This window comes from Kibdelosporangium phytohabitans (assembly GCF_001302585.1).
Taxonomy (GTDB): domain Bacteria; phylum Actinomycetota; class Actinomycetes; order Mycobacteriales; family Pseudonocardiaceae; genus Kibdelosporangium; species Kibdelosporangium phytohabitans.
Genome location: NZ_CP012752.1, coordinates 3797751 through 3817894 on the forward strand (window position 1 = coordinate 3797751; position 20144 = coordinate 3817894).

23 protein-coding genes and 3 pseudogenes are annotated in these 20144 nt (G+C 69.2%); 12 read left to right on the plus strand and 14 right to left on the minus strand.

The genetic code is table 11. From position 1 onward, the window contains the following. Positions 1-37: 37 nt before the first annotated feature. Positions 38-991: a M64 family metallopeptidase gene (locus AOZ06_RS17470; protein ID WP_054290372.1), complete on the plus strand. Its 954-nt coding sequence runs from the start codon at positions 38-40 to the stop codon at positions 989-991. Positions 992-1182: 191 nt separating this feature from the next. Here AOZ06_RS17470 and AOZ06_RS59965 read toward each other — a convergent pair. From AOZ06_RS59965 to AOZ06_RS17505, 8 genes and pseudogenes are all read right to left on the minus strand, one after another. After that, positions 1183-1419, minus strand: a pseudogene (locus AOZ06_RS59965) (nuclear transport factor 2 family protein); the annotation flags it as partial. Positions 1420-1431: 12 nt separating this feature from the next. Next, a complete protein-coding gene (locus tag AOZ06_RS59970; RefSeq protein WP_225954807.1) occupies positions 1432-1581 on the minus strand; it encodes a nuclear transport factor 2-like protein in 150 nt (49 codons plus the stop codon). An 8-nt stretch (positions 1582-1589) separates the two neighbouring features. Beyond that, entirely contained in the window at positions 1590-2771 is a 1182-nt protein-coding gene (locus tag AOZ06_RS17480; protein ID WP_054290374.1) for a Cmx/CmrA family chloramphenicol efflux MFS transporter, read from the minus strand. A 70-nt stretch (positions 2772-2841) separates the two neighbouring features. Beyond that, a complete protein-coding gene (locus tag AOZ06_RS17485; protein WP_054290375.1) occupies positions 2842-3426 on the minus strand; it encodes a TetR/AcrR family transcriptional regulator in 585 nt (194 codons plus the stop codon). Between the two features lie 51 nt (positions 3427-3477). Then, complete coding sequence (locus AOZ06_RS17490; protein WP_218922009.1) at positions 3478-3837, minus strand: hypothetical protein; 360 nt, start codon at positions 3835-3837, stop codon at positions 3478-3480. Between the two features lie 13 nt (positions 3838-3850). Beyond that, entirely contained in the window at positions 3851-5113 is a 1263-nt protein-coding gene (locus AOZ06_RS17495) for a hypothetical protein (RefSeq protein ID WP_054290376.1), read from the minus strand. Further along, positions 5110-5748 (minus strand): hypothetical protein, encoded by a 639-nt coding sequence (locus AOZ06_RS17500; protein WP_054290377.1) that lies wholly within the window; start codon positions 5746-5748, stop codon positions 5110-5112. The genes AOZ06_RS17495 and AOZ06_RS17500 overlap by 4 nt, the downstream gene beginning before the upstream one ends. 61 nt (positions 5749-5809) lie before the next feature. Continuing rightward, entirely contained in the window at positions 5810-7330 is a 1521-nt protein-coding gene (locus AOZ06_RS17505) for a CocE/NonD family hydrolase (protein WP_054290378.1), read from the minus strand. Between the two features lie 345 nt (positions 7331-7675). Here AOZ06_RS17505 and AOZ06_RS17510 point away from each other — a divergent pair, with 345 nt between their 5' ends. The 3 genes and pseudogenes from AOZ06_RS17510 to AOZ06_RS62105 form a co-directional block, all read left to right on the plus strand. Further along, positions 7676-8221 (plus strand): TetR/AcrR family transcriptional regulator, encoded by a 546-nt coding sequence (locus tag AOZ06_RS17510; RefSeq protein WP_157233088.1) that lies wholly within the window; start codon positions 7676-7678, stop codon positions 8219-8221. Between the two features lie 180 nt (positions 8222-8401). Continuing rightward, positions 8402-9088: a S1 family peptidase gene (locus AOZ06_RS17515; RefSeq protein ID WP_054290380.1), complete on the plus strand. Its 687-nt coding sequence runs from the start codon at positions 8402-8404 to the stop codon at positions 9086-9088. 19 nt (positions 9089-9107) lie between these two features. Further along, a pseudogene (locus AOZ06_RS62105) lies at positions 9108-9347 on the plus strand (hypothetical protein); the annotation flags it as partial. A 107-nt stretch (positions 9348-9454) separates the two neighbouring features. Here AOZ06_RS62105 and AOZ06_RS57850 read toward each other — a convergent pair. Beyond that, entirely contained in the window at positions 9455-9628 is a 174-nt protein-coding gene (locus AOZ06_RS57850; RefSeq protein WP_169798817.1) for a hypothetical protein, read from the minus strand. Here AOZ06_RS57850 and AOZ06_RS62110 point away from each other — a divergent pair. The 3 genes and pseudogenes from AOZ06_RS62110 to AOZ06_RS17530 all read left to right on the plus strand — a co-directional run bounded on the left by AOZ06_RS62110 (position 9575) and on the right by AOZ06_RS17530 (position 10438). Then, positions 9575-9742, plus strand: a complete 168-nt coding sequence (locus AOZ06_RS62110) for a S8 family serine peptidase (RefSeq protein ID WP_417999967.1) — start codon at positions 9575-9577, stop codon at positions 9740-9742. The two genes, AOZ06_RS57850 and AOZ06_RS62110, sit on opposite strands and share 54 nt — an antisense overlap. A gap of 53 nt (positions 9743-9795) precedes the next feature. Further along, positions 9796-10020: pseudogene (locus AOZ06_RS62115) on the plus strand (hypothetical protein); the annotation flags it as partial. Continuing rightward, the gene (locus tag AOZ06_RS17530) at positions 10010-10438 is read left to right on the plus strand and encodes a TetR family transcriptional regulator C-terminal domain-containing protein (protein WP_169798937.1); all 429 of its coding nucleotides are present in this window, start codon (positions 10010-10012) and stop codon (positions 10436-10438) included. The pseudogene AOZ06_RS62115 and the gene AOZ06_RS17530, both read left to right, overlap by 11 nt. Here AOZ06_RS17530 and AOZ06_RS17535 read toward each other — a convergent pair. Next, positions 10413-11060 (minus strand): response regulator, encoded by a 648-nt coding sequence (locus AOZ06_RS17535; RefSeq protein ID WP_054290384.1) that lies wholly within the window; start codon positions 11058-11060, stop codon positions 10413-10415. The genes AOZ06_RS17530 and AOZ06_RS17535 overlap by 26 nt on opposite strands. Continuing rightward, complete coding sequence (locus AOZ06_RS17540) at positions 11048-12247, minus strand: sensor histidine kinase (RefSeq protein WP_054290385.1); 1200 nt, start codon at positions 12245-12247, stop codon at positions 11048-11050. Before AOZ06_RS17540 ends, AOZ06_RS17535 begins: the two co-directional genes overlap by 13 nt. A 133-nt stretch (positions 12248-12380) precedes the next feature. On the opposite strand from AOZ06_RS17540, the gene AOZ06_RS17545 reads away from it, so the two are divergent. From AOZ06_RS17545 to AOZ06_RS17565, 5 genes are all read left to right on the plus strand, one after another. Then, a complete protein-coding gene (locus AOZ06_RS17545) occupies positions 12381-13121 on the plus strand; it encodes an ABC transporter ATP-binding protein (protein WP_054290386.1) in 741 nt (246 codons plus the stop codon). Positions 13122-13126: 5 nt separating this feature from the next. Continuing rightward, positions 13127-15697, plus strand: coding sequence for an FtsX-like permease family protein (locus AOZ06_RS17550; RefSeq protein ID WP_083472658.1), 2571 nt, complete (start codon positions 13127-13129; stop codon positions 15695-15697). 79 nt (positions 15698-15776) lie between these two features. After that, a complete protein-coding gene (locus AOZ06_RS17555; protein WP_054290387.1) occupies positions 15777-16244 on the plus strand; it encodes a DUF4396 domain-containing protein in 468 nt (155 codons plus the stop codon). A gap of 273 nt (positions 16245-16517) precedes the next feature. After that, complete coding sequence (locus AOZ06_RS17560; RefSeq protein ID WP_054290388.1) at positions 16518-17249, plus strand: NADPH-dependent F420 reductase; 732 nt, start codon at positions 16518-16520, stop codon at positions 17247-17249. Between the two features lie 119 nt (positions 17250-17368). Next, positions 17369-17716, plus strand: a complete 348-nt coding sequence (locus AOZ06_RS17565; protein WP_054290389.1) for a helix-turn-helix domain-containing protein — start codon at positions 17369-17371, stop codon at positions 17714-17716. A gap of 11 nt (positions 17717-17727) precedes the next feature. Here AOZ06_RS17565 and AOZ06_RS17570 read toward each other — a convergent pair whose 3' ends face one another. The 3 genes from AOZ06_RS17570 to AOZ06_RS17580 all read right to left on the minus strand — a co-directional run bounded on the left by AOZ06_RS17570 (position 17728) and on the right by AOZ06_RS17580 (position 20045). Further along, on the minus strand, positions 17728-18318 hold the full coding sequence (locus AOZ06_RS17570; protein ID WP_054290390.1) for a ClpP family protease: 591 nt from the start codon (positions 18316-18318) through the stop codon (positions 17728-17730). Further along, positions 18315-18941, minus strand: a complete 627-nt coding sequence (locus tag AOZ06_RS17575) for a ClpP family protease (RefSeq protein ID WP_054290391.1) — start codon at positions 18939-18941, stop codon at positions 18315-18317. Before AOZ06_RS17575 ends, AOZ06_RS17570 begins: the two co-directional genes overlap by 4 nt. An 81-nt stretch (positions 18942-19022) precedes the next feature. Beyond that, complete coding sequence (locus AOZ06_RS17580) at positions 19023-20045, minus strand: LLM class flavin-dependent oxidoreductase (RefSeq protein WP_054290392.1); 1023 nt, start codon at positions 20043-20045, stop codon at positions 19023-19025. Positions 20046-20144 lie beyond the last annotated feature (99 nt).

A 20144-nucleotide genomic window follows, 5' to 3' on the forward strand; every position in this document is an offset into this window, starting at 1 on the left:
CGCCATTCCCTGCACCCCGCTCTGAACGGAGCCGCTCATGCGCGTCCGTCCCTTGTCTGCCGTCTTCGCGTTACTCGCGTCCGCGTCGGTGATCGCCCAGCCGGCGGTGGCCGCCGAACGCACAGTCGTGAAGGAGGTCTTCTCGCCCGACGGCACGATCTCCCGTGTCCGCGTGGCCGAACCGCCGTCGGAGCCCGCGCCGCTGTCCGCGGTCGCCGCCGCCGAGGTCGTCCCGATCCAGCAGACCGGCCCGTCGGCGTCCCGGTTCGACCTGGTCTTCGTCGGTGACGGCTACACCGCGTCCCAGATGGCGACCTACCACCAGCACGTCGTCAACCGCTGGGCCGAGCTGACGAAGATCGAGCCGTACAAGTCGCTCAAGCAGTCCTTCAACGTCTGGCAGGTCAACGTCGTGTCCAACCAGTCCGGTGTGGACGGCGACCCGTCGCAGGGGGTGCGCCGGGACACCGCGCTGGACATGAACTTCTGGTGCGGCGGGACCGAGCGGCTGCTGTGCGTGAACGAGACGAAAGCCAAGCAGTACGCGGCATCCGCGCCCCAGGTCGACCAGGTCCTGGCCGTGGCCAACAGCACGAAGTACGGCGGCGCGGGCGGGGGAGTGGCCACGTCGTCCGGCGGCAACGCGCAGTCCGGCGGCATCGTGGCACACGAACTCGGGCACTCGATCGGTGGCCTGGCCGACGAGTACGACTACCCCAACGACCTCTACACGGGTTCGGAACCGGGTGAGGTGAACGTGTCGGTGTACCCGAGCGCCACCATGTCCCAACACCGGCTGAAGTGGTACACCTACCTCGGCAAGGCGTCACCGGACGGCGGCGTCATCGGCACTTATCAGGGCGCGTACTACCACCGCCGCGGTGTGTACCGGCCGACTGACAACTCGCTGATGCGCACACTGGGCCGTCCGTTCAACCTGATCGGCCTCGACGTCATGCGCACGGCGATCCAGCGCAAGACAGGCGGCTGACGCCCGTCCCGCTGTAAAACTCGTTTGTGGACGACAGCTGCCCATCGCCAGTGGCAAGGCGATGGGCATGCCGTCCGGACCGTCCAGCGGCGGACGCCGATGTCCTGGTCGACCACGGACACGCGCAGCGGACCAGGTCGAGCAGTCCCACCAGATGGCGGCCCGCTCGTGTCACCCCTGGCCCACCACCACTATGGCTGGACAGCGTTCGCGACGTGCCAGGAATCCTCCAGCAGCACGTACTTGGTGATCAGGCCGTCGCCGTCGACCTCGAACTCGATGGTGAAGGCCGGCTCGATGACCTTGCCGGTCGCCCGGACGGTCGAGCGGAGCCTGCCGATCGCGACCGCGTGCGGGCCGTCGGCGAGAACGCGTTCGACCTCGAACCGGTCGGGGATGATCCCCTTGTCGAGGTACTCGAAGAACTCGCGGACCTCCGCTCAGGTGCGGCGGGGACCGATCCACGGGACCACGTCGGTCGCGCCGGGGATGTCCCAGTGCACCGTGTCGGCGAAGAGTTCGACGACCCTGTCCCGGTCGCCCGTGGACACTCGGTCGAAGTACCGCTCGACGATGGCGTGCGTTGACATGGTTCTCCTTACTGGCTAACGGTTTCGCGGATCAGACGGGTGTTGTCGGTGCGCTGCACACCTGCCGCGAGGGTGAGGACGAGCACGGTGGCGACGCCGAGCCCGACGCTCACCCACGCCACGCTGGGGTAGCCGAGCCGGGCGTCGATGGCCTCGCCGCCGAGCCACGGGCCGAGGGTGTTGCCGACGTTGAAGGCGGCTGTCGTGCTCGCGCCGACCAGGGTCGGGGCGTTGCCCGCAACGGCGAACGCGCGCACGTTGAGGGCGGGGTTGACGCCGAAGCCCGCGACGCCGAACAGGAACACGGCGAGGATCGCGACGGATGCCGCCGAGCCCGCGATGGCGAGCAGTACCAACGCGAGCAGGGCGAGGGCGAGTCCGCCGTAGAGCGTCAGGAACGGTTTCGCGTCGGCGAGCCGCCCGCCCACGGTGATGCCGATGAGCGCGCCGAGCCCGAACAGGGAGAGCACACCGGGCACCCAGCTCTCCGGCAGGCCGCTGACCTCGGTCAGCAGTGGCGCGAGGTAGCTGAAGGTCGCGAAGATCATCGCCTGGGCGAGCGCGATCACGCCGAGTGCGAGCCAGAACCGGCCGCGGCGGTAGAGCCGCAGTTCCGTGGCGACGTTCGTCTTGTCGTCACCGTTCTGCGTCTCCGGGACGAGGGCGAACACGCCGATCAGCGCGACAACGGTCAGGACGGTGACGGCCCAGAACGCCGCACGCCAACCCGCGTGCTGGCCGAGGAAGGTACCTGCTGGGACACCGGCGATGTTCGCCACGGTCAGGCCGCCGACCAGGATCGCGAGCGCACGGCCGCGTCGCTCGGCCGGTACGAGTGCGACGGCGGTTGCCGCCGCGACGGCCCAGAACCCGGCGCACGCGACGGCGCTCACGACCCGCGTGACGAACAGCAGCGCGTAGCCGGAGGCCAGCGCGCCGACGACGTGCGAGATGCCGAACGCGACGAGCAGGCCCATCAGCGTCGCACGCCGGGGGACTCGGAGCGTCGCGATGGCGAGCAGGGGAGCGCCGACGACCATGCCGACCGCGAAGGCGGAGATGAGCAGCCCGGCTTCCGGGATGCCGACGCCGAGATCGGCCGCCATCCCCGGCAGCAGGCCGGTGATCATGAACTCGGACGTTCCGAGCGCGAACACGCTCAGCCCGAGTACAGCGACTGCCAAAGGCACGGGGGTTCCCTCCAGTTTTGTATTGATCAGTCCAAAACGTGGCCAGGCGGCGGCAGGGTCGTGCCCGTGCCTATTCGGTGGCGATCGCGTCCATCGCGAGTCCGGCGACCGCCTCCATGGCGGCCTGGCCGGCGCCGCGCCGGGACATCAGCCGCAGCCCGGCGACGGTGCTGTGCGCGAACTCGGCGATGTCGCCCGGCCTGCGTGTCGCGTCGACCGTGCCGTCACGCTGGCCCTCCGTCGCGCACGTCGCCAGCAGTCCGAGGTGCCGCCGGGTGTCGGCGGCGATCCGGGCGCTGAGCACCGGGTCGCGGTCGCCGAACTCGGCGACCGCGTTGACCACGAAGCAGCCACGGCCGGGGTGTTCGACCTCTTCGGCGATGGTGAAGTCGAAGAGGGCGCGGAAGCGCTCGATCGCCGCCCCGCCGGCTTCCAGCAACGCCTTCCTGCTCCGGAAACCCCGCTCGGAGTACTGGTCGAACGCGCGCAGGAACAGTTCGTGCTTGCTGGTGAAGGTGTTGTAGATGCTGCTGCGGCCCAGGCCGGTGGCCGCGCAGAGGGCCTGGGTCGATGTCCCCTCGTAGCCGCCCACCCAGAACGCGTCCATGGCACGCCCTATCGCGGCGCGCTCATCGAATGCCTTCGGCCTGGCCATGGACCTGACCGTAGCAGGTTTTGGATCGATCGGTTCAGAATGGGCGGCGCGTCACAGGACGTACGGGTCAGGCGCGGCCAAGGCGTCAGCTTCGGACACGCCGGACCGCTGGGCCAGACGCCTGCGTGTACGTACTTCAGCGGCCGTCCGGGGCCGGTACCCCGGGGCCCGGCCGCAGCCGCACGTCTCGAAGCCCTCGTACCGCAATCCCGCCCCGAGCACGGCCGCCACGGCCTTCCAGCCGGAGTCGTCCAGGCGACGCGGAGCGGCGAAGTCGTGGCCCGCGAACACCATCCGGCCACGGCACGACGGGCACAGGTGCTCGGCGCCGTCCCACGCGTACTTGTGGCTCTTGCGGCACGGCACGCACACGTAATGGACCTTGTAGATGGTCTCCGCGTACCGGCACATGAGCCGCACGCTATCAGGGATTGCAGGGGTGCTGCGCGTACAGCAGGGCCATGGCCCTGACCTCGGGACGGACCTGGCCGGAGCCGACGTGGCGAAGAACCTGGGCGATCAGCTGGAACGGCCGGTGGGTCCGGCTGTACAGCATCGCGCCCTTGTCCTCGATCCACCACAGCGGCCAGCCGGGGAGGTCGGCGGGCTTGATGTCGTTGTCCCCCAGGCTTTGCGTCATCAGGTCGAGCATCCGGTACGCGGCGGGCCAGTCGCCGTCGACGGCCAGGCCGAACGCCAAGAAGCCGTAGAACTCGGGGCGTCGCCGTGAATCGAGCACGGGCACGATCCGGATCAGCACGTCATAGGCCGCACGGCCGTCGCCGGAACGCAGCAGGACAAGCCCGTAGTTGACGGCGATGTACGTGGAATACCGGTAGAGCTGGTACGCCTGGGCGAGGATGCCGCGGTTGCGCTCGTTGTGCTCAGGTGAGTCCTCGAGCTTGAACGTCGTCTTCATGACCTCGTCGGCGCTGTGCTTCGCCGCCACCTCCCGCTGGACCATCGCCGCGACCTCGTCGCTGAGCTTGAGGTCCACCGCCTTGTCCGGAGTGCCCATGGTCATGTGGGCCGAGGCGGCCAGGTCGTCGGTGGACCGGTCGTTCGGCCACTTGGCGCGCAGATCCTCGTACTGCCACCAGAAGGTCTGGAAAGCGTTGGCCACGAGTGCGCACTGCATGAGTGTCACCTTGCACGCCCGCGTGTTCGGCTCGATCCGCAACGCGGCCAGCGCCAGCTCCAGCGCGTCGTACGGGTCGCCGCCGTTCCCGCGCGCGGCGGCCAACGCGATCAGGGCGAGGAAGTTGTCCGGGTTCCCGGTCAGGAGCCGCTCGGCGATCGCCACGGCCTCGGCCTGACGGCCGCTGCGCAGCAGGCGTTCCATCTCCAGTTCGGTGCCGGTGCGCTCGATGCCTTCGCGCATCTCGAAGACGCCGCCGTGCGCTCGTACCGTGAAATGGTCGTGGATGACGTACTTGGCACCCAGCGCGTCCCGTGTCCGCTGCAGCGCTTCAAGGGCGTTGGCGGAGATCTCGGCCGCTCTCGGCTGGTTGCGCAGGATCAGGATCACGTGCGTGCCGCGGCCGAAACGCCGGTTGACCAGCTCGTGGACGAACCGCTCGCCGCCCTCGCCGAGGTATTTGCCGATCACGTACTCCGCGCCGTCGAGGCGCACCACGCGACCTTCGAACTCGTCGGGGTCGTCCGACGTGAGGTCGAGGTCGGTCATAACATCGTCATCCAGTCCGACTCGGGCAGAGACAGCTTGAGGAACAGCGGACTGCCGATCACGCGTGACTGGCCGGCTTCCAGCAACAGGAAGACGGTGGTCATGGTCATCGACATGTCGCCGCGGAAGAACCGGTCGTTGGCGGAGTTCAGGTCGAAGGTGCCGTCCGGCCTCGGTCCCTCGCTGAAGTTGCGCAGCGAGCAGTCGAGCAGCAGCCGCCGTTGCCCGATGGACGAAACCAGCGTCACCACAGTGTTCGTGCTCGGTTCGATGGGCTTGGACTCGAACCGGAAGACACCGGTGTGGTGGTAGTACGAGGAAAGGCCCATGTCCCACCGGTCGAGCTCGGACGCGGCCGGAATCGGCGTTTCGGTGGCGAGCGCGAACATGACGCGCTCCAGTTTCTCCAGGTAGGTCTGCTTGACCTTGGCCTCGCGCTGCAGCACGTCCTTCTTGCCGTACGAGCGCCCGGCGGAGAACAGCTTGAGGATCTGGCCGGTCTTCCAGTCGGTCTTGCGGTCGGTCTCCTGTTTGGCGAGTTCGGTGATCTCGTAGTCGGCCTCGGGATCGATCTGCTGGTACAGCTGGTCGATCTTGTTGCGAGACACATAGCAGAAGTACTCGATCGCACTCACCCCACAAGTGTCGCACGACACGGGTGCGGCCGGACGGGGAAGCCCCCACCCGAACGGTCCACTATGGACGGCCAGGCGGGATGGCCGGGACGTGGAGGTGGGAGGCGTGGTCCCCGCCGACGTGGATCGTGGCGCCGTGGCCGCTCTTGCGGTCGCCGGGGTCGTTGTGAGCGAGGAGCCCCATGTTCTCGTCGTCGGCCTGAACGCGAAGCTGGAGACGCTGCCCGGGTTCGAGCGTGATGGAAGTCGGCCAGATCTCCACTTCGAGAAGGGTGGCCACACCGGGTTCGAGGGGCTGGTACTCGTCGTGGCTGTGCCACGGCCGGTAAGGCAGGGTGCGTTCCGGGTCGAGTTCGCGGTGGGAAGCCCGCAACCAGCCGACACCCATCGGTACGGGAGTGGCGGTCCCGGCGGGACCGATGGCGGGAATCCGGGAACCGTCGACGTCGTACTGTTCGAGCTGGACGAAGACGTCCAGGTCGGCAGCGACGTGCGAGACCCACAGCCGCAGGGCAAGCGGCCCGGTCAGCTCCAGCCGTTCGGAAGCGGTGAAGTCGAAGGTGGCCGGATAGGGCACGCGAGCGTCGGCGGGGGCCTCCCAGCTGAGCGTGTGCTGACGGGTCAGATAGAGCGCACGCCACTGGGTGCGGGGGAGCGGCCAGTCCGACTCATCTCGCCATTCGACGTCGTGGCCACGGCGAATGGCGAGCCGAACCGGAGGGACACCATCCATCGCGGTCGCATCGCCATGGAGGAAGCGTCGCAGGAACCGCAACTGAAGATCCTTGGCCCAGTCGGCGTAGTAGGGATCGATGTGCGAACCAACGTGCACGACGAGCCACTTGTGCTCGGACGCGGCGGCACGCCAGCCCTCGACATTGCCGCGCAGATGCAGGTGAACAGATCCCCAGTTCCCCGCCGACAGCACGGGGACACGCACCCGGCTGAGATCGACGATCCGCTCGCGATACCAGTCGTCAAGCAGCTCACGGTCCTTGAGCTCCCGGGACATGTGGGCATGGTCGTCACCGTTGAGCTGCGGGACGATCTGGCCTGTCCACCAACGCTCGGTGGCGTTCGTGTAGATGCCACCCTGACGACCCCAGTCGCGGTAGAAGTCGGTGCAGCCTTCCCAGGCGACGACGGCAGCGAGGTGCGGCGGCTGCAACGCGGCGACATGCCACCCCATCATCGCGTACCAGGAGATGCCACTGCTGGCGACCTTGCCGGTGGACCAAGGCTGCACACCGCACCACTCGATGACGTCGTAGAAGTCCTCGGCATCGGAGCGGCTGAAGACATCAAGACGGCCGGAGGACTTCCCGGACCCACGCGAGTCGGCCCGGACAACGGCGTACCCCCGCGCGGTCCACCACTCGGGGTTGGGCGTCTCCCACACCATGTGCGGACCCTGGTCAACCAGCTCGTACATGGGAAACCGATCGGGCCAGTGCACATCCTTGCCGTACGGACTCATCGACGCGATGACAGGAACCGCCTCATCCCCGTCCGGCCGGAAAACATCGAGGACAATCGAAGTCCCGTCCCTGGTCAGGACGGAGATGTCACGGTCGATCCGCACAGGTGACCCTCCCACTCGTAGAATGTGAATGCAAATTAGCATTCACATCCCCCGTGTGTCGACCCTCCCCCCCCACGTGGAGACCAGCCCGAGAAGCCGGCGCGCAAGCGCGAGACCGACCCCGACCGGCAAGCGCGCAAACCAACCCGCAGCGGCAAGCGCACAAGCGCGGAAAAGGCCTTCGGGGTGCTCCTGCCCAGGGGTCAGCCCCCGGCGAGGGGACGAGCTCGTTCGGTGCAACAACGCCAAGAAAAGCAGCCGAAGCAAACGGGTAACGTCAAGAACGTGAGCCAAGAGACCTTCAGACCCCCACAGCAGGCCCGCAGCAGGGACACCCTGCGGAAAGTGCTGAAGGCCGCCGAAAAAGTCCTGGCAACCGGAGGTATCGAGGAATTCACGGTGGCGGCGGTGGCCGACCACGCGGGCATGTCGGTGGGAACGATCTACCGGCGATTCGAGAACAAGGAACAGCTGCTCCACGCGGTGAAAGCCGAAATGCTCGATCAGCTGGAAACAGCCGTGACCCAAGCGCTGGCAGAAGCGGAACCCAGCCTGAAAGGCGTGACGACAGCCTTCACCGAAGCGGTGGCGCACACGTTCGGCGAACACAACAAGATCTTCCCCGAACTCCTGAGCGGCCAACGAGCCGAAGGCGTCGAGCTCGGCCTGCGGTCGCTCGCGAAGATCCAAGACGCCCTGGTCGAGGCCGCGGAGCCGTACCGTGAAGGTGTCCACGAGGAAGCCCTCCGATTCGCGGCCCGTTCGATAACGGGCTCATGCGTCCACCGAGCGGCCACCTGTCAGGTATGGCCGGACGGCCTGACGTGGACCGCGTGGGCTGACGAAACCGCCGAAATGGCCCTGGCCTACCTGACTTCCCCAAGGATTTGATCATCCTTTGTGGACCGTATGGTCAGGGTGCCCGCCCGCTTCGATTGGGGAACTGTTGTATCGCCGTTCGGTGGTAAGCGTATTGACAGCCGCGGGTTGGTCCAGCCCACTCCAAGGGACCGAAGGAGGCCACGATGCGCCTGAGATCCTCCCTGTCGGCTCGGTTCCCTGCTCGCCGCGGTGCTGCTGGCCGTCACCGCGAGCCCGGCTGTGGCAGGGCCCGTGCTCGGACCGTCCATTATCGACGGTTCACCCGCGTCCGAGGACTACCCGTGGACGGCCGCGCTGCTCGGCCCCGGCGGCGGCCAGTTCTGCGGTGGCACGCTGGTCAAACCCACCTGGGTCCTGACTGCCACCCACCGCGTCCAGGGCGATCCCCGGATCACCCCGCGGATCGGCAGCAAGTTCCACGGCTCCGGCGGCGAGGTGGCCAGCGCGGCGCACTTCGTCACCGGCTCCGCTGACCTCACCCTGATCAAGCTGGACCGCGCGGTGACCGCCGCGCCTCTCGCGCTGACCGACAGCGCACCGGCGCCCGGCAGCCCGGTCCGCGTACTCGGCTGGGGGTCCACCTGCAAGCCGGGAACCTCCTGTTTCCCCAGGGATCTGCGGGAGCTGGACACCACGGTCGCGCCCGGCTCCGGGTGCCGGACGGTGGACGCGCGCTGGGAGCTGTGCATCGCGGCGAGCAACGGCAAGGGTGCCTGTTACGGCGATTCCGGCGGCCCGTTCCTGGTCAGGCAGGTGACTGGGTGGCGGGTCGGCGGCTCGGCCAGCCGGCTCGGTGGCCAGGGCTGCGGCGGCACTGTGGTCTACAGCAACGTTGTCGACCAGCGCGCGTTCATCGACCGTGTCACCCAGACCTGATCCGCGAAGGGAAGCGACCATGCCCCCGCATCGTTTCGCGTTCCTCGGCGCGGCCGTGTCCACCGCCACGCTGGTCATCGCTCCCGTTGTCCCGGCCGGTGAGCCTGTCGAGGGCGGCTATGTCGTGGTGCTCAACGAATCCCGGCACGCGGTCGATGACGCTGTGCGCGCGCTTGCCGACGAACACCGCTTCACCACGACCCACACCTACACCGCTGCCCTGCGCGGTTTCGCCGCGACGATGGACAAAGCCACGGCGGCCAAGCTGGCCAAGAACCCGGCCGTGGCCTACGTCGAACACGACGAACTCCTGCGCCTGCAAGACACGCAGGACAACCCGGCCTCGTGGGGCCTGGACCGCGTCGATCAGCGTGAACTGCCGTTGGACCCGAAGTACACGTACCCGAACAAGGGCGAGAACGTCACCGCGTACGTGCTCGATACGGCATCCGAGCCGGGCACCGTGAGTTCGGTGGCCGCGCGTCGATCGGTACGGACACCGTCGGCGACGGGCGCAACGGCGAAGGCTGCCACGGCCACGGCACACATGTCGCCGGTTCGATCGGCGGTGTCACGCATGGCGTGGCCAAGGCGGTCAAGGTGGTCGCCGTACGAGTGGTCACCTGTTTCGGCACCGCCAGGCTGGCCAGATGACCGCGGGGATCGACTGGGCGACCAAGAACGCCAGGAAACCCGCTGTGGTCAACATGAGCATCGGCGCACCCGGCAACGAGCAGACGCTGAACAACGCCGTGCGCAACCCGATCGCCACAGGCCTGGTCTACTCGCTGGCGGCGGGCAACAGCACCTTGGACGCCTGCCAGTTCACCCCGGCGCTGGTGAAGGAGGCGCTCACGGTCAGCGCCGTCGACCGGGCGGACACGCGGCCGAACTGGGCGGATTTCGACCAAGGACGACATGATGGTGTTCGCGTTCCGGCAGCTGGGCGAGTCGACCGGCGAACGGATTCGCCGGGTCCCGTTCCGTGCGCCCGTGCTGGGCACGTTGCGCCGCGTCGCCGACGAACTGCTGCCGCTGGACGAGCAACGGGCCGTCGAAGTCCGGGTCTACTACGCGTTCGCCGCCAAGGCCGCGACCACGCCCGGCTTCGCCGAGATCCTCATCGAGCAGGACCGAGGGTTCCAGGAGATCCTGCGATCGGTGTTCCAGGCGGCCGAGGAAGCGGGTGAAATGCCGCCGGGCCGTGACCACGCGGCGCTGGCCAGGATGCTCAGCTCGGTCATCGACGGCGTCAGCCTCGCCCTGCTCGCCCAGCCGCGCAACACCGACATCGTGGCCGGACTCGACGCGGCGCTCGCCCTGATCAGCTCTTGCGGCTCAGGTACGTGAGAACGGCAAGCACCCGCCGGTGACCGCTGTCCTCCGGCAAGCCGAGCTTGGCGAAGATGTTGCGGATGTGTTTGTGCACCGCGCCATCGCTGACCACCAGCAGCTCCGCGATGGTCGCGTTGTTGTACCCCTCCGCCATCAGCGAAAGCACTTCCCGCTCCCGAGCGGTCAGCGCCTCCAGCGGATCGGTCGCCCGCCGGTGCGCCATCAACTGGGCGATCACCTCGGGGTCCATCGCCGTGCCACCCTGCGCGACCCGTTCCAACGCGTCGATGAAGCGTTCGACCTTGCCGACCCGCTCCTTGAGCAGGTACCCGACCGCGCCCTTGCCGTCCGCGAGCAGTTCGGCCGCGTAGCTGGTCTCGACGTGCGCCGACAGCACGAGGACGGGCAGGCCAGGGTGGATCCGCCTGGCCTCGACCGCGGCACGCAGGCCTTCGTCGGTGTGCGTCGGTGGCAGCCGGACGTCCGTGATCACCGCGTCCGGCCGCTGCCCGGCGACGGCCGTGATGAAGTCCTCGACGTTGTCCACGGCCGCGGTGACGTCGATTCCCGCCGTGTCCAGCAACAGCACGAGACCTTCGCGCAGCAGCGCGTCGTCCTCGACGATCACGACCCGCATGGCAGCTCCACTTTCAGCTCGGTCGGTCCACCGGACGGACTGGTGAGGGTGACGGTCCCGTCGAACGCCTCGACTCGCTTGCGGATCCCGGCCAGCCCGCTGCCGCCGGACTCGCCGGCGCCGCCGTGGCCGTCGTCACGGATGTCGATGCGCAAGGTGTCGGCGTTGCCGTCGATCGTGATCCAGGCGTGGTCCGCGCCCGAGTGCTTGGTCACGTTCGCCAGCATCTCGGCGACGATGAAGTACGCGGCCGCCTCGACCGCCGCGGGCCTGCGGGCCCGGCTGCGAACGTCCACAGTGCACGCGACCGGGCAGCGGTCGGCGAGTGCGGTCACCGCTCCGTCCAGGCCGCGGTCGGTCAGCAACGGCGGGTGGATGCTGCGCACCACAGTCCGCAGCTCGGCCAGCGCGCCGGTCGCGGTGTCCTGCGCCTTGCCCAGCAGCTCCCGTGCCCGCCGCGGGTCCTTCTCGAAGAGCTGGTCGGCGATCCCGAGCTGCAGCACCACGGCGGCGATCCTCGCCTGCGCCCCGTCGTGCAGGTCACGTTCGAGGCGACGCAGCTCGGCGCCGTGCGCCTCCAGCGCGGCGGCGCGGGAGGCGGCCAGCTCGGCGACCCGGTCGGTCAGCACGACACCGGGCGCGGCCGAGAGCAGCGACTGCGCGGTGGTCGCCTGCCAGCGAGCGACCCGGGGAGCCAGCAGCACCGAGGCGATCATCGCGACGCCGCTGAGCAGGCAGAGGGCGGCCAGTGGCCAGGAGTTCACGGTGAACGCGAGCGAGCCTTCGAGGCCACCGGGGAACAGCCACCAGATCAGGGCCGTGACGATCTGGCGAATCCCGCCGAGCGGCAGCGCGATGGCGAACGTCCCGATGACGAAACCTGTCGCGCCGTGCAGCGCCAGCCAGGCGAGGTCGCGGCGGCTGGCCGGGTCCTTCAACGGCGACCCGTCGCGGTAGGGCTCGGGGATCGGCTCGCCGAGCCGGCGCGCGGCGCGACGGCGATCGAAGCCGACCGGACGGCGGATCAGCGTGAGCGCGATGGGCAACGCCGGGATTCCCACCCCGAACGAGCACATCAGCAGCACGAAGAGGACGCCGACGAGGGCGAACCACGACACGATCGACGAGCCCGCGCCGATCACCAGGAACCGGATCGCGGACCAACAGGCACGCACCCGGGTTCCCACCGCGACAGTGTCTCATCAGGACCGCGATGGTGGTGCTGGCCCCACCATGAACTGTCGCACCTGAGGGATCGATCGCGCGCCCCGGCGGATCTACTTTTCTCCATGGACAGATCACCACGGTCAAGGGGAAACGATGAGGTCAGAGGGCGTGTGCGCCTTGGAGCTGGAAGCCGTCGGCAAGGTCTACGGATCGGGCGGCGGCGCGGTCACCGCGCTGGACGGGGTGAGCGTGGGAGTGCGCAAGGGCACGTTCACGGCCGTCATGGGACCGTCGGGGTCGGGCAAGAGCACCTTCCTGCACTGCGCGGCCGGGCTGGACCGGCCGAGTTCGGGCCGGGTGCTGCTGGGGACGACGGACCTGGGCAAGCTGCGCGAGAAGGCGCTCACCGAGCTGCGGCGGACCAGGATCGGGTTCGTCTTCCAGGCGTACAACCTGCTGCCGTCGCTGAACGTGCTGCAGAACATCACGCTGCCGATGCGGATGGCCGACCGCAAACCGGACCCGCGCTGGCTGCGTGAGGTCGTCGAAGGCGTCGGGATCGCGAAGAAGCTGGAGCACCGCCCGTCGGAGCTGTCCGGTGGCCAGCAGCAGCGGGTCGCGATCGCCCGCGCGCTGATCACCCGTCCCGAGGTCGTCCTCGCCGACGAGCCGACCGGCGCGCTGGACACGCGGACCGCCCGCCAGGTGCTCGACCTGCTGCGCGGTGTGGTCGACGGCATGGGCCAGACCGTTCTGATGGTCACCCACGACCCGGTGGCCGCGTCGGCCGCGCACAGCGTCCTGTTCCTGGCCGACGGCAAGCTGGCCGGTCATCTCCCGCAGCCGACCCCGGACCGGGTGGCCGAGCGGATGACCCACCTCGGGGAGTGGTGACCGGCATGTGGGACTTGGCATGGCAGATGACGAAGAGGCGGCTGAGCGGCTTCGTCGGCGCGTTCGTGGCGATCCTGTGCGGCACGGCACTGGTCGCGGGCTGCGGCATCCTGATGGAATCCGGTATCCGCGCCGGTGTCCCGACCGAGCGGTACGACGGCGCGGCCGTGGTGGTCGGCGGGCAGCAGACAGTGGATCCGCCCGGTGCGGGGCCGCTCGAGGCGAAGCAGGTCGCCGAGCAGGCGTCGGTGCCGGTGGCACTGGCCGAGCGGATCAAGGCAGTGCCCGGCGTGCGTGACGTGGTGGTGGAGCACAGCTTCCCCGCCAACGTCGTGACCGCCGACGGCAACGCGCTGACCGGCCCGGACGGCACGCAGTCGTTGGGGCACAACTGGACGGCCGCCGCGCTGGCGCCGTTCTCGCTGAAGGAGGGCAAGGCTCCCGTCGGTGACGGTGAGGTGGTGCTCGACACAGGCCTGGCGGCTCGCGGCGGTGTGGGCGTCGGGCAGCGCGTGCGGATCGCGACCCGGTCGACGCCGGTGGAGTTCCAGGTCGTCGGGCTCGCCGCCCTGGCGTCGGGGGAGACGCTGGACCGGCAGTCCGCGCTGTTCTTCTCCCCGCGGCGGGCCGCCGGGCTCGACGGGAAACCGGGCCAGGCCCACGCGATCGGCGTGCTGGCGGCACCGGGTGTGTCCCCGGATGCTCTGGCTGACCGCGTCCGGGCCGCCACGGGCAAGGACACGGTCGCTGTCGTGACAGGTGTGGAGCGCAGCACGGTCGAGTTCCTCGACGTCAGCCAGACCAGGACGCTGCTGCTGGCGATCGCCGGTTCGTTCGGCGGTTTCGCCATCCTCGTCGCGGTGTTCGTCGTGGCCAGCACGCTGGCGCTGGTGGTCAACCAGCGTCGCCGGGAGTTCGCGCTGCTGCGTGCGATCGCGGCGACACCCAAGCAGATCCGCAAGCTCATCGGGACCGAGACCATGCTGGTCGCGGCGCTCGCCGGACTGCTGGGCAGCGGTCTGGGGCTGGTGGTCGGCCACGGCCTGCGCGACGCCTTCGGCGCGATCGGGGTGATCCCGCCGGATTTCGAGCTGGCGATCAGCCCGATCCCGCTCGCCGCCGCGTTCCTGCTCGGCCTGGGTGCCGCCCGGCTGGCTGCCTGGTCGGCGGCGCGGCGCCCGTCGTCGATCCGCCCGGTCGAGGCACTGGGGGAGGCCGCCGTGGAGCGGCGCGAACTCGGCCGTGGCCGGATCGTCACCGGCTGGGTGCTCGTGCTGCTCGGGCTCGGTGGTTCGCTGGTGCCGGTGTTCGTGCGCGGTGAGGCCGCGCTCGCGGCGTCGTCCATGTCGGCGCTGATCGTGGTCATCGGACTGGCTGTGCTGGGGCCGAGGGTGATCGCGCTGACCAACCGGCTGATCGCGCCGGTGCTGACCCGTGTCTCGCGGATCAGCGGCTACCTGGCGGGGGCCAACAACCAGGCCAACTCACGGCGACTGGCCGCCGCGGTGACGCCGGTGATGCTGGCGGTCACGTTCGCCATCTCGATGTTCTACAGCCAGACCTCCGCGGCGGCAGCGAAGCAGGAGGAGGCCGTGCAGTCCACGACCGCGGACCACGTGATCAGCAGCACCACCGGCGCGCTCTCACCGGAGGTGGCGCAGGCGGTGCGGCGGGTGCCCGGCGTCGCCGCCGCGACCTCGGTGGTCCGCACCGAGGTGATCAACACGATGCAGGAGCAGGAGAACCTGCGTGTCGAGCGGTACCCGGCGCAAGGTCTGACCGGCGACCAGGTGCGCGGCACGCTCGATCTCGGTGTCGTGTCCGGCCGGATCGACGACCTGGCCGGCGACACGGTCGCGATGAGCCGCTCCGAGGCCGGCTGGTACGACAAGAAGGTCGGCGACGAGGTCGAGTTCTGGTTCGGTGACGGCGCTCCGGCCAAGCTGCGGCTGGTCGCCACCTACACCCGCGACCAGGCCTTCGGCGAGTACGTGCTGCCGGCGGACCTGGCCAGGGCGCACACCGGCGACCGGATGGACGACTCGGTGCTCGTGCGCCAGGAGCCCGGTGCCGACTCCGCGGCCGTGACCGCGGCACTGCACGACCTCGCTGCCCGGTACCCGGGCCTGACCGTGGCCCCGGGGTCCACTGTGGCCGCCGCGAGCGACGGCCAGGTCAAGGCGCAGTTCTACCTCAACCTCGTCGCGGTCGGCGTGATCCTGGGGTACGTGGTGATCTCCGTGGCCAACACGCTGGTGATGAGCACGGCACAGCGTTCTCGTGAGTTCGCGCTGCTGCGGCTGGTGGGGACGTCGAAGCGCCAGGTGGTGCGGATGATGCGGCTGGAGGCGCTGGCGACGGTGGGTGTCGCGGCGGTCCTCGGCACGGTGGTGGCCGGGATTCCGTTGGTGTTGCTGAACATCGCGTTGCGGGGCACCCCGCTGCCGTCCGGGCCGCCCGCGGTCTTCGGCGGGATCATCGCCGGTGCGGTGCTGCTCGGTCTGCTGTCGCTCGGGATCGCCACGAGGATGACGCTGCGGGCGAGGCCGATCGACGCGATCGGGCTGCGGGAGTAGTTGCACCATACGGGCAGGGGGTATATAACTGTCGCTGCCGGGATACCCCCTAAGGGTATCGGTAGAGGAAAGGCCGGACATGAGCGACACCCACGCGCACCACCACCCGAAAGCCACCTGGTCGACCGCCGCGTCGGCGACGCTGCACTGCCTCACCGGCTGTGCCATCGGCGAGGTCCTCGGCATGGTCATCGGCACGTGGCTGGGCCTGGGCAACGTCGCCACGATCGTGCTGGCGGTCGCGCTGGCGTTCGTGTTCGGCTACGCGCTGACGATGCGCGGCGTGCTGAAGGCGGGCCTGCCCGTCAGGCAGGCGCTGAAGGTGGCTCTCGCCGCCGACACGGTGTCGATCCTCGTCATGGAGATCGTCGACAACGCGGTGATGATCGGCGTCCCCGGTGCCATGGACGCCGGGCTCGCGAACGGTTTGTTCTGGGGCGCACTGGTGTTCTCGCTCGCGGTCGCGTTCGTGCTGACCGTGCCGGTCAACAAGTGGATGATCGGCCGTGGACGCGGTCACGCGGTGGTGCACGAGTACCACCACTGAGGCGGTGCGACGGGGCCTGGTCGCGAACAGCGGCCAGGCCCCGTTTTCGTTGTACTCACCGAAAAGGACAGTCACCCGTTCGGTTACTCCTTGTGGCGCGCTGCGCGGTGGTGACCGGGTGGTTGTGCTCTACTTACCGCACGTCGGCGTCCACTGTGGAAGGCGCCGGCCGATTGGCTGTCCCGTGCGGACTCCGCTTATGCTGTGCACCGATTCGGAAACACTGTTACCGATGGGTGGCGTGCCGCCGCCCGGGAACGGCAAGGCGGAGCTGTGATCAAGAAACTGGGATTCATCGGCTGCGGCATGCTGGGCGGCTCGATCGCCCGGCTGGCCGTCGCGTCCGGACTGGACGTCGTGCTGAGCAACTCCCGCGGCCCGGGGACGCTCGCCGGCCTCGTCGCCGATCTCGGTGACCGCGCCCGCGCGGCGACTGTCGCCCAGGCCGCGCAAGCCGCCGACATCGTGGTGTTGTCCACGCCGATGCGCGCCTACAGCACGCTTCCCGCGACCGCCCTGGCTGGCAAGACAGTCCTGGACACCACGAACTACTACCCGGACCTCGACGGCCGGATCGCCGAGCTGGACAACGGGCTCACCACCAGTGGCCTCGTGCAGCAGCACCTCGCGGATTCGTTCGTGGTCAAGGGATGCAACAACATCGTCTTCCACCACCTCGGTGCCCTCGCCCGCCCGGCCGGTGCGGCCGACCGCAGCGCCCTGCCCATCGCGGGCGATCACCCGGCCGCCAAAGCGGCGGTGACGGACCTGCTCGACCTGCTGGGCTACGACACGGTGGACATCGGCACCCTCGCCGACAGCTGGCGCAGCGAACGCGACACCCCGGTCTACGGCACGCCCTACATGCCCGAGATCCCCACTGGCCTGAGCGACATGGAAACCGGCGAGTGGATCATCACGTCGCCCGCTGTTCCCGTTCCGGCGCAACGGGTCGCCGCGCTGGTCCGCTCGGCCGTGCGCGACGACACGAACGTCTACGGCTGAGCGCGGGTCCGTTCCCAGTGGGTGCGGACGGCCTGACCTGCGTGGGCAACCGCGGTGCGGCAGTTCCGCCCGCAGCGTAATCGCCGCCGCGGGCGTTTCGGCGGTGCCAGGATGTCGGTATGGCGGATGTCCTCCACTTCGACCAGTACCGCTCGCGTGCGCCGCAGCCGGCGCCGCTGTGGCGTGAGGCGCTCGGCCGGAGCCTGCGCGCGATCAGGGACGAGCAGGGCGGCAGGCTCGTCGATGTCGCGCGGCGGGCCGGGATCTCGCCGCAGTACCTGTCGGAGATCGAACGCGGGCGCAAGGAGCCGTCCAGCGAGATGATCTCCGCGGTCGCCGGTGCACTCGGTGTCGGCCTGGCCGATCTGCTGATCGGGGTGGCGGGCGATGTGCGGCGGCGCACCAGCACCGTGGCCCCCGCCGCGGGACGGAGTCGCCCGGCCGGGCCGGTGCTGATGGCCGCGTAGGCCGGGCCGGTTCAGGCCCGGTGGTCGAGGACGTGGTCCGCGAGTCCGTACGCGACAGCGCCGGCCGCGTCGAACACCCGGTCCCGATCGGTGTCGTGCCGGAGGTCCGCGACGCTCCGGCTGGTGTGCGACGACAGGATTTCCTCCAGCTGCGCACGGACCCGCACCACCTCGTCGGCTTGCAGGATGAGGTCGGGGATGGTCCCGTTGCCCCGCGCGGCGGGCTGGTGCAGCACCACCCTGGTGTGGGGCAGCACGGCACGGCGGCCGGATTCGCCCGCGGCGAGCAGGACAGCCGCCGCCGCGACAGCCTGGCCGACACACGTGGTCGCCACCGGCGCCTTGATGTAGCGCATGGTGTCGTACAACGCGAGCATCGCCGACGGGTCGCCGCCCTCGGAGTTGATGTACAGGTTGATCTCCGCGTCGGGGTTGTCGGCTTCCAGGTGCAGCAGCTGCGCGATCAGCGCGTTCGCCACACCGGGATCGATCGCCGTACCGAGGTAGACGATCCGCGCCGACAGCAGGTGCGAGTAGACGTCCATGATCCGCTCACCGGTCGTGGTGCGCGTGATGACGTTGGGAATCGTGTAAGTGCTCATGACCGGGCTCCCACCGCCGGGCGCAGCCCCAGTTCGTGCGTGCGCACAGGCACGACCTGTCCGAGGTTTTCGACGATGTGGTCGATGAAGCCGTACTCCTTGGCCTCGTCGGCGGTGAACCAGCGGTCGTGCAGCGAATCGGTGAAGACGCGCTCCATGTCCTGGCCGGTGTCGTCGGCGATGATCCGCAGCACCGTGTCCCTGGTGTGCCGCAGCGCGTCGGCCTGCACCTCCACCTCGACCGCCGAACCACCGATGCCCGCCGAGCCCTGGTGCATCAGGATTCGGGCGTGCGGCAGGGCGAAGCGCTTGCCCGGTGTGCCCGCCGACAGCAGGAACTGCCCCGCGCTGCACGCCAACCCGAGCGCGAGCGTGGTCACGTCACACGGGACGAGCCGCATCACGTCCCGGATGGCGAGCATCGACGGCACCGAGCCGCCCGGCGAGTGGATCCACAGCGCGATGTCCTTCTTCGGGTCGTCGGCCGCGAGCGACAGCATCTCGGTGGCGAGCGCGGCGCCGTTGTCGTCGTCGAGGGCCCCGTCGAGCACCAGCACCCGTTGGCTGAGAAACCTTTCCCGCAGCCGATGGTCGAACTGCGGCGGCCTGTTGTCGTTCGTCATGCACCCGACAATGCCGCCACCGCGGCACCGTTCGCGTCCCGCGCTGCTGTGAGCAGATCAGCCCACAGCAGCGGAGGGCGGTCAGCGCCAGTCGAGTGCGGGTGCGACGTGCGTGAGCACGTTCTCCAGCAGGTGGGCGTTGTAGTCCACGCCGAGCTGGGTCGGCAGCGTCAGCAGGAGGGTGTCCGCTTCGGCGATGGCCTCGTCCTCGGCCAGTTGGGCGATCAGTTCGTCGGGTTGCGCGGCGTAGCTGCGGCCGAAGATCGCCCGTGTGTCGGCGTCGATGTAGCCGACCTGGTCGGTGCTGTCGCCGTCACGGCCGAAGAACTCGTGGTCCTGGTCGGTGGTGAGGGCGAAGATGCTGCGTGACACGGACACGCGCGGCTCCCGCTGCCACCCCGCCTCCACCCACGCCTTGCGGAACGCCCGGATCTGCTCGGCCTGCTGGACGTGGAACGGCGCGCCGCCCTCGTCGTTCTTCAGCGTGGAGCTCATCAGGTTCATGCCGTGCTCCGCCGCCCACACCGCGGTGCTGTTGGAGCTCGCGCCCCACCAGATCCGTTCCCGCAGTCCTTCCGAGTGCGGCTCGACGCGCAGCAGGCCCGGCGGGTTGGGGAACATCGGGCGCGGGTTGGGCTGGGCGAAGCCGTCGCCCGCCAGCAGTTTCAGCAGGACCTCGGCGTGCTTGCGGGCCATGTCGGCCTCGGTTTCGCCCTCGCTCGGCTGGTAGCCGAAGTACCGCCAGCCGTCGATCACCTGCTCGGGTGAGCCACGGGAGATGCCGAGTTGCAGCCTGCCGCCCGCGATGAGGTCGGCGGCCCCGGCGTCCTCGGCCATGTACATCGGGTTCTCGTACCGCATGTCGATCACGCCTGTGCCGATCTCGATGCGTTCGGTCTTCGCGCCGATCGCGGCCAGCAGCGGGAACGGCGACGCGAGCTGCCTGGCGAAGTGGTGCACGCGGAAGTAGGCGCCGTCCGCGCCCAGCTCCTCCGCGGCGACTGCCAGGTCGACCGCCTGCAGCAACGCGTCCGACGCTGTCCTCGTCTGCGAGTACGGGCTGTCCGACCAGTGCCCGAACGAGAGGAAACCGATGCTCTTCATACTTCGGGAAACGTACGGGCCCACTGGTTGATTCCTCAACTAAATGTGTCGTGACCGACGAACGGTCCGTTGACCGTCGTGCTCCTCGCGCAATACGTT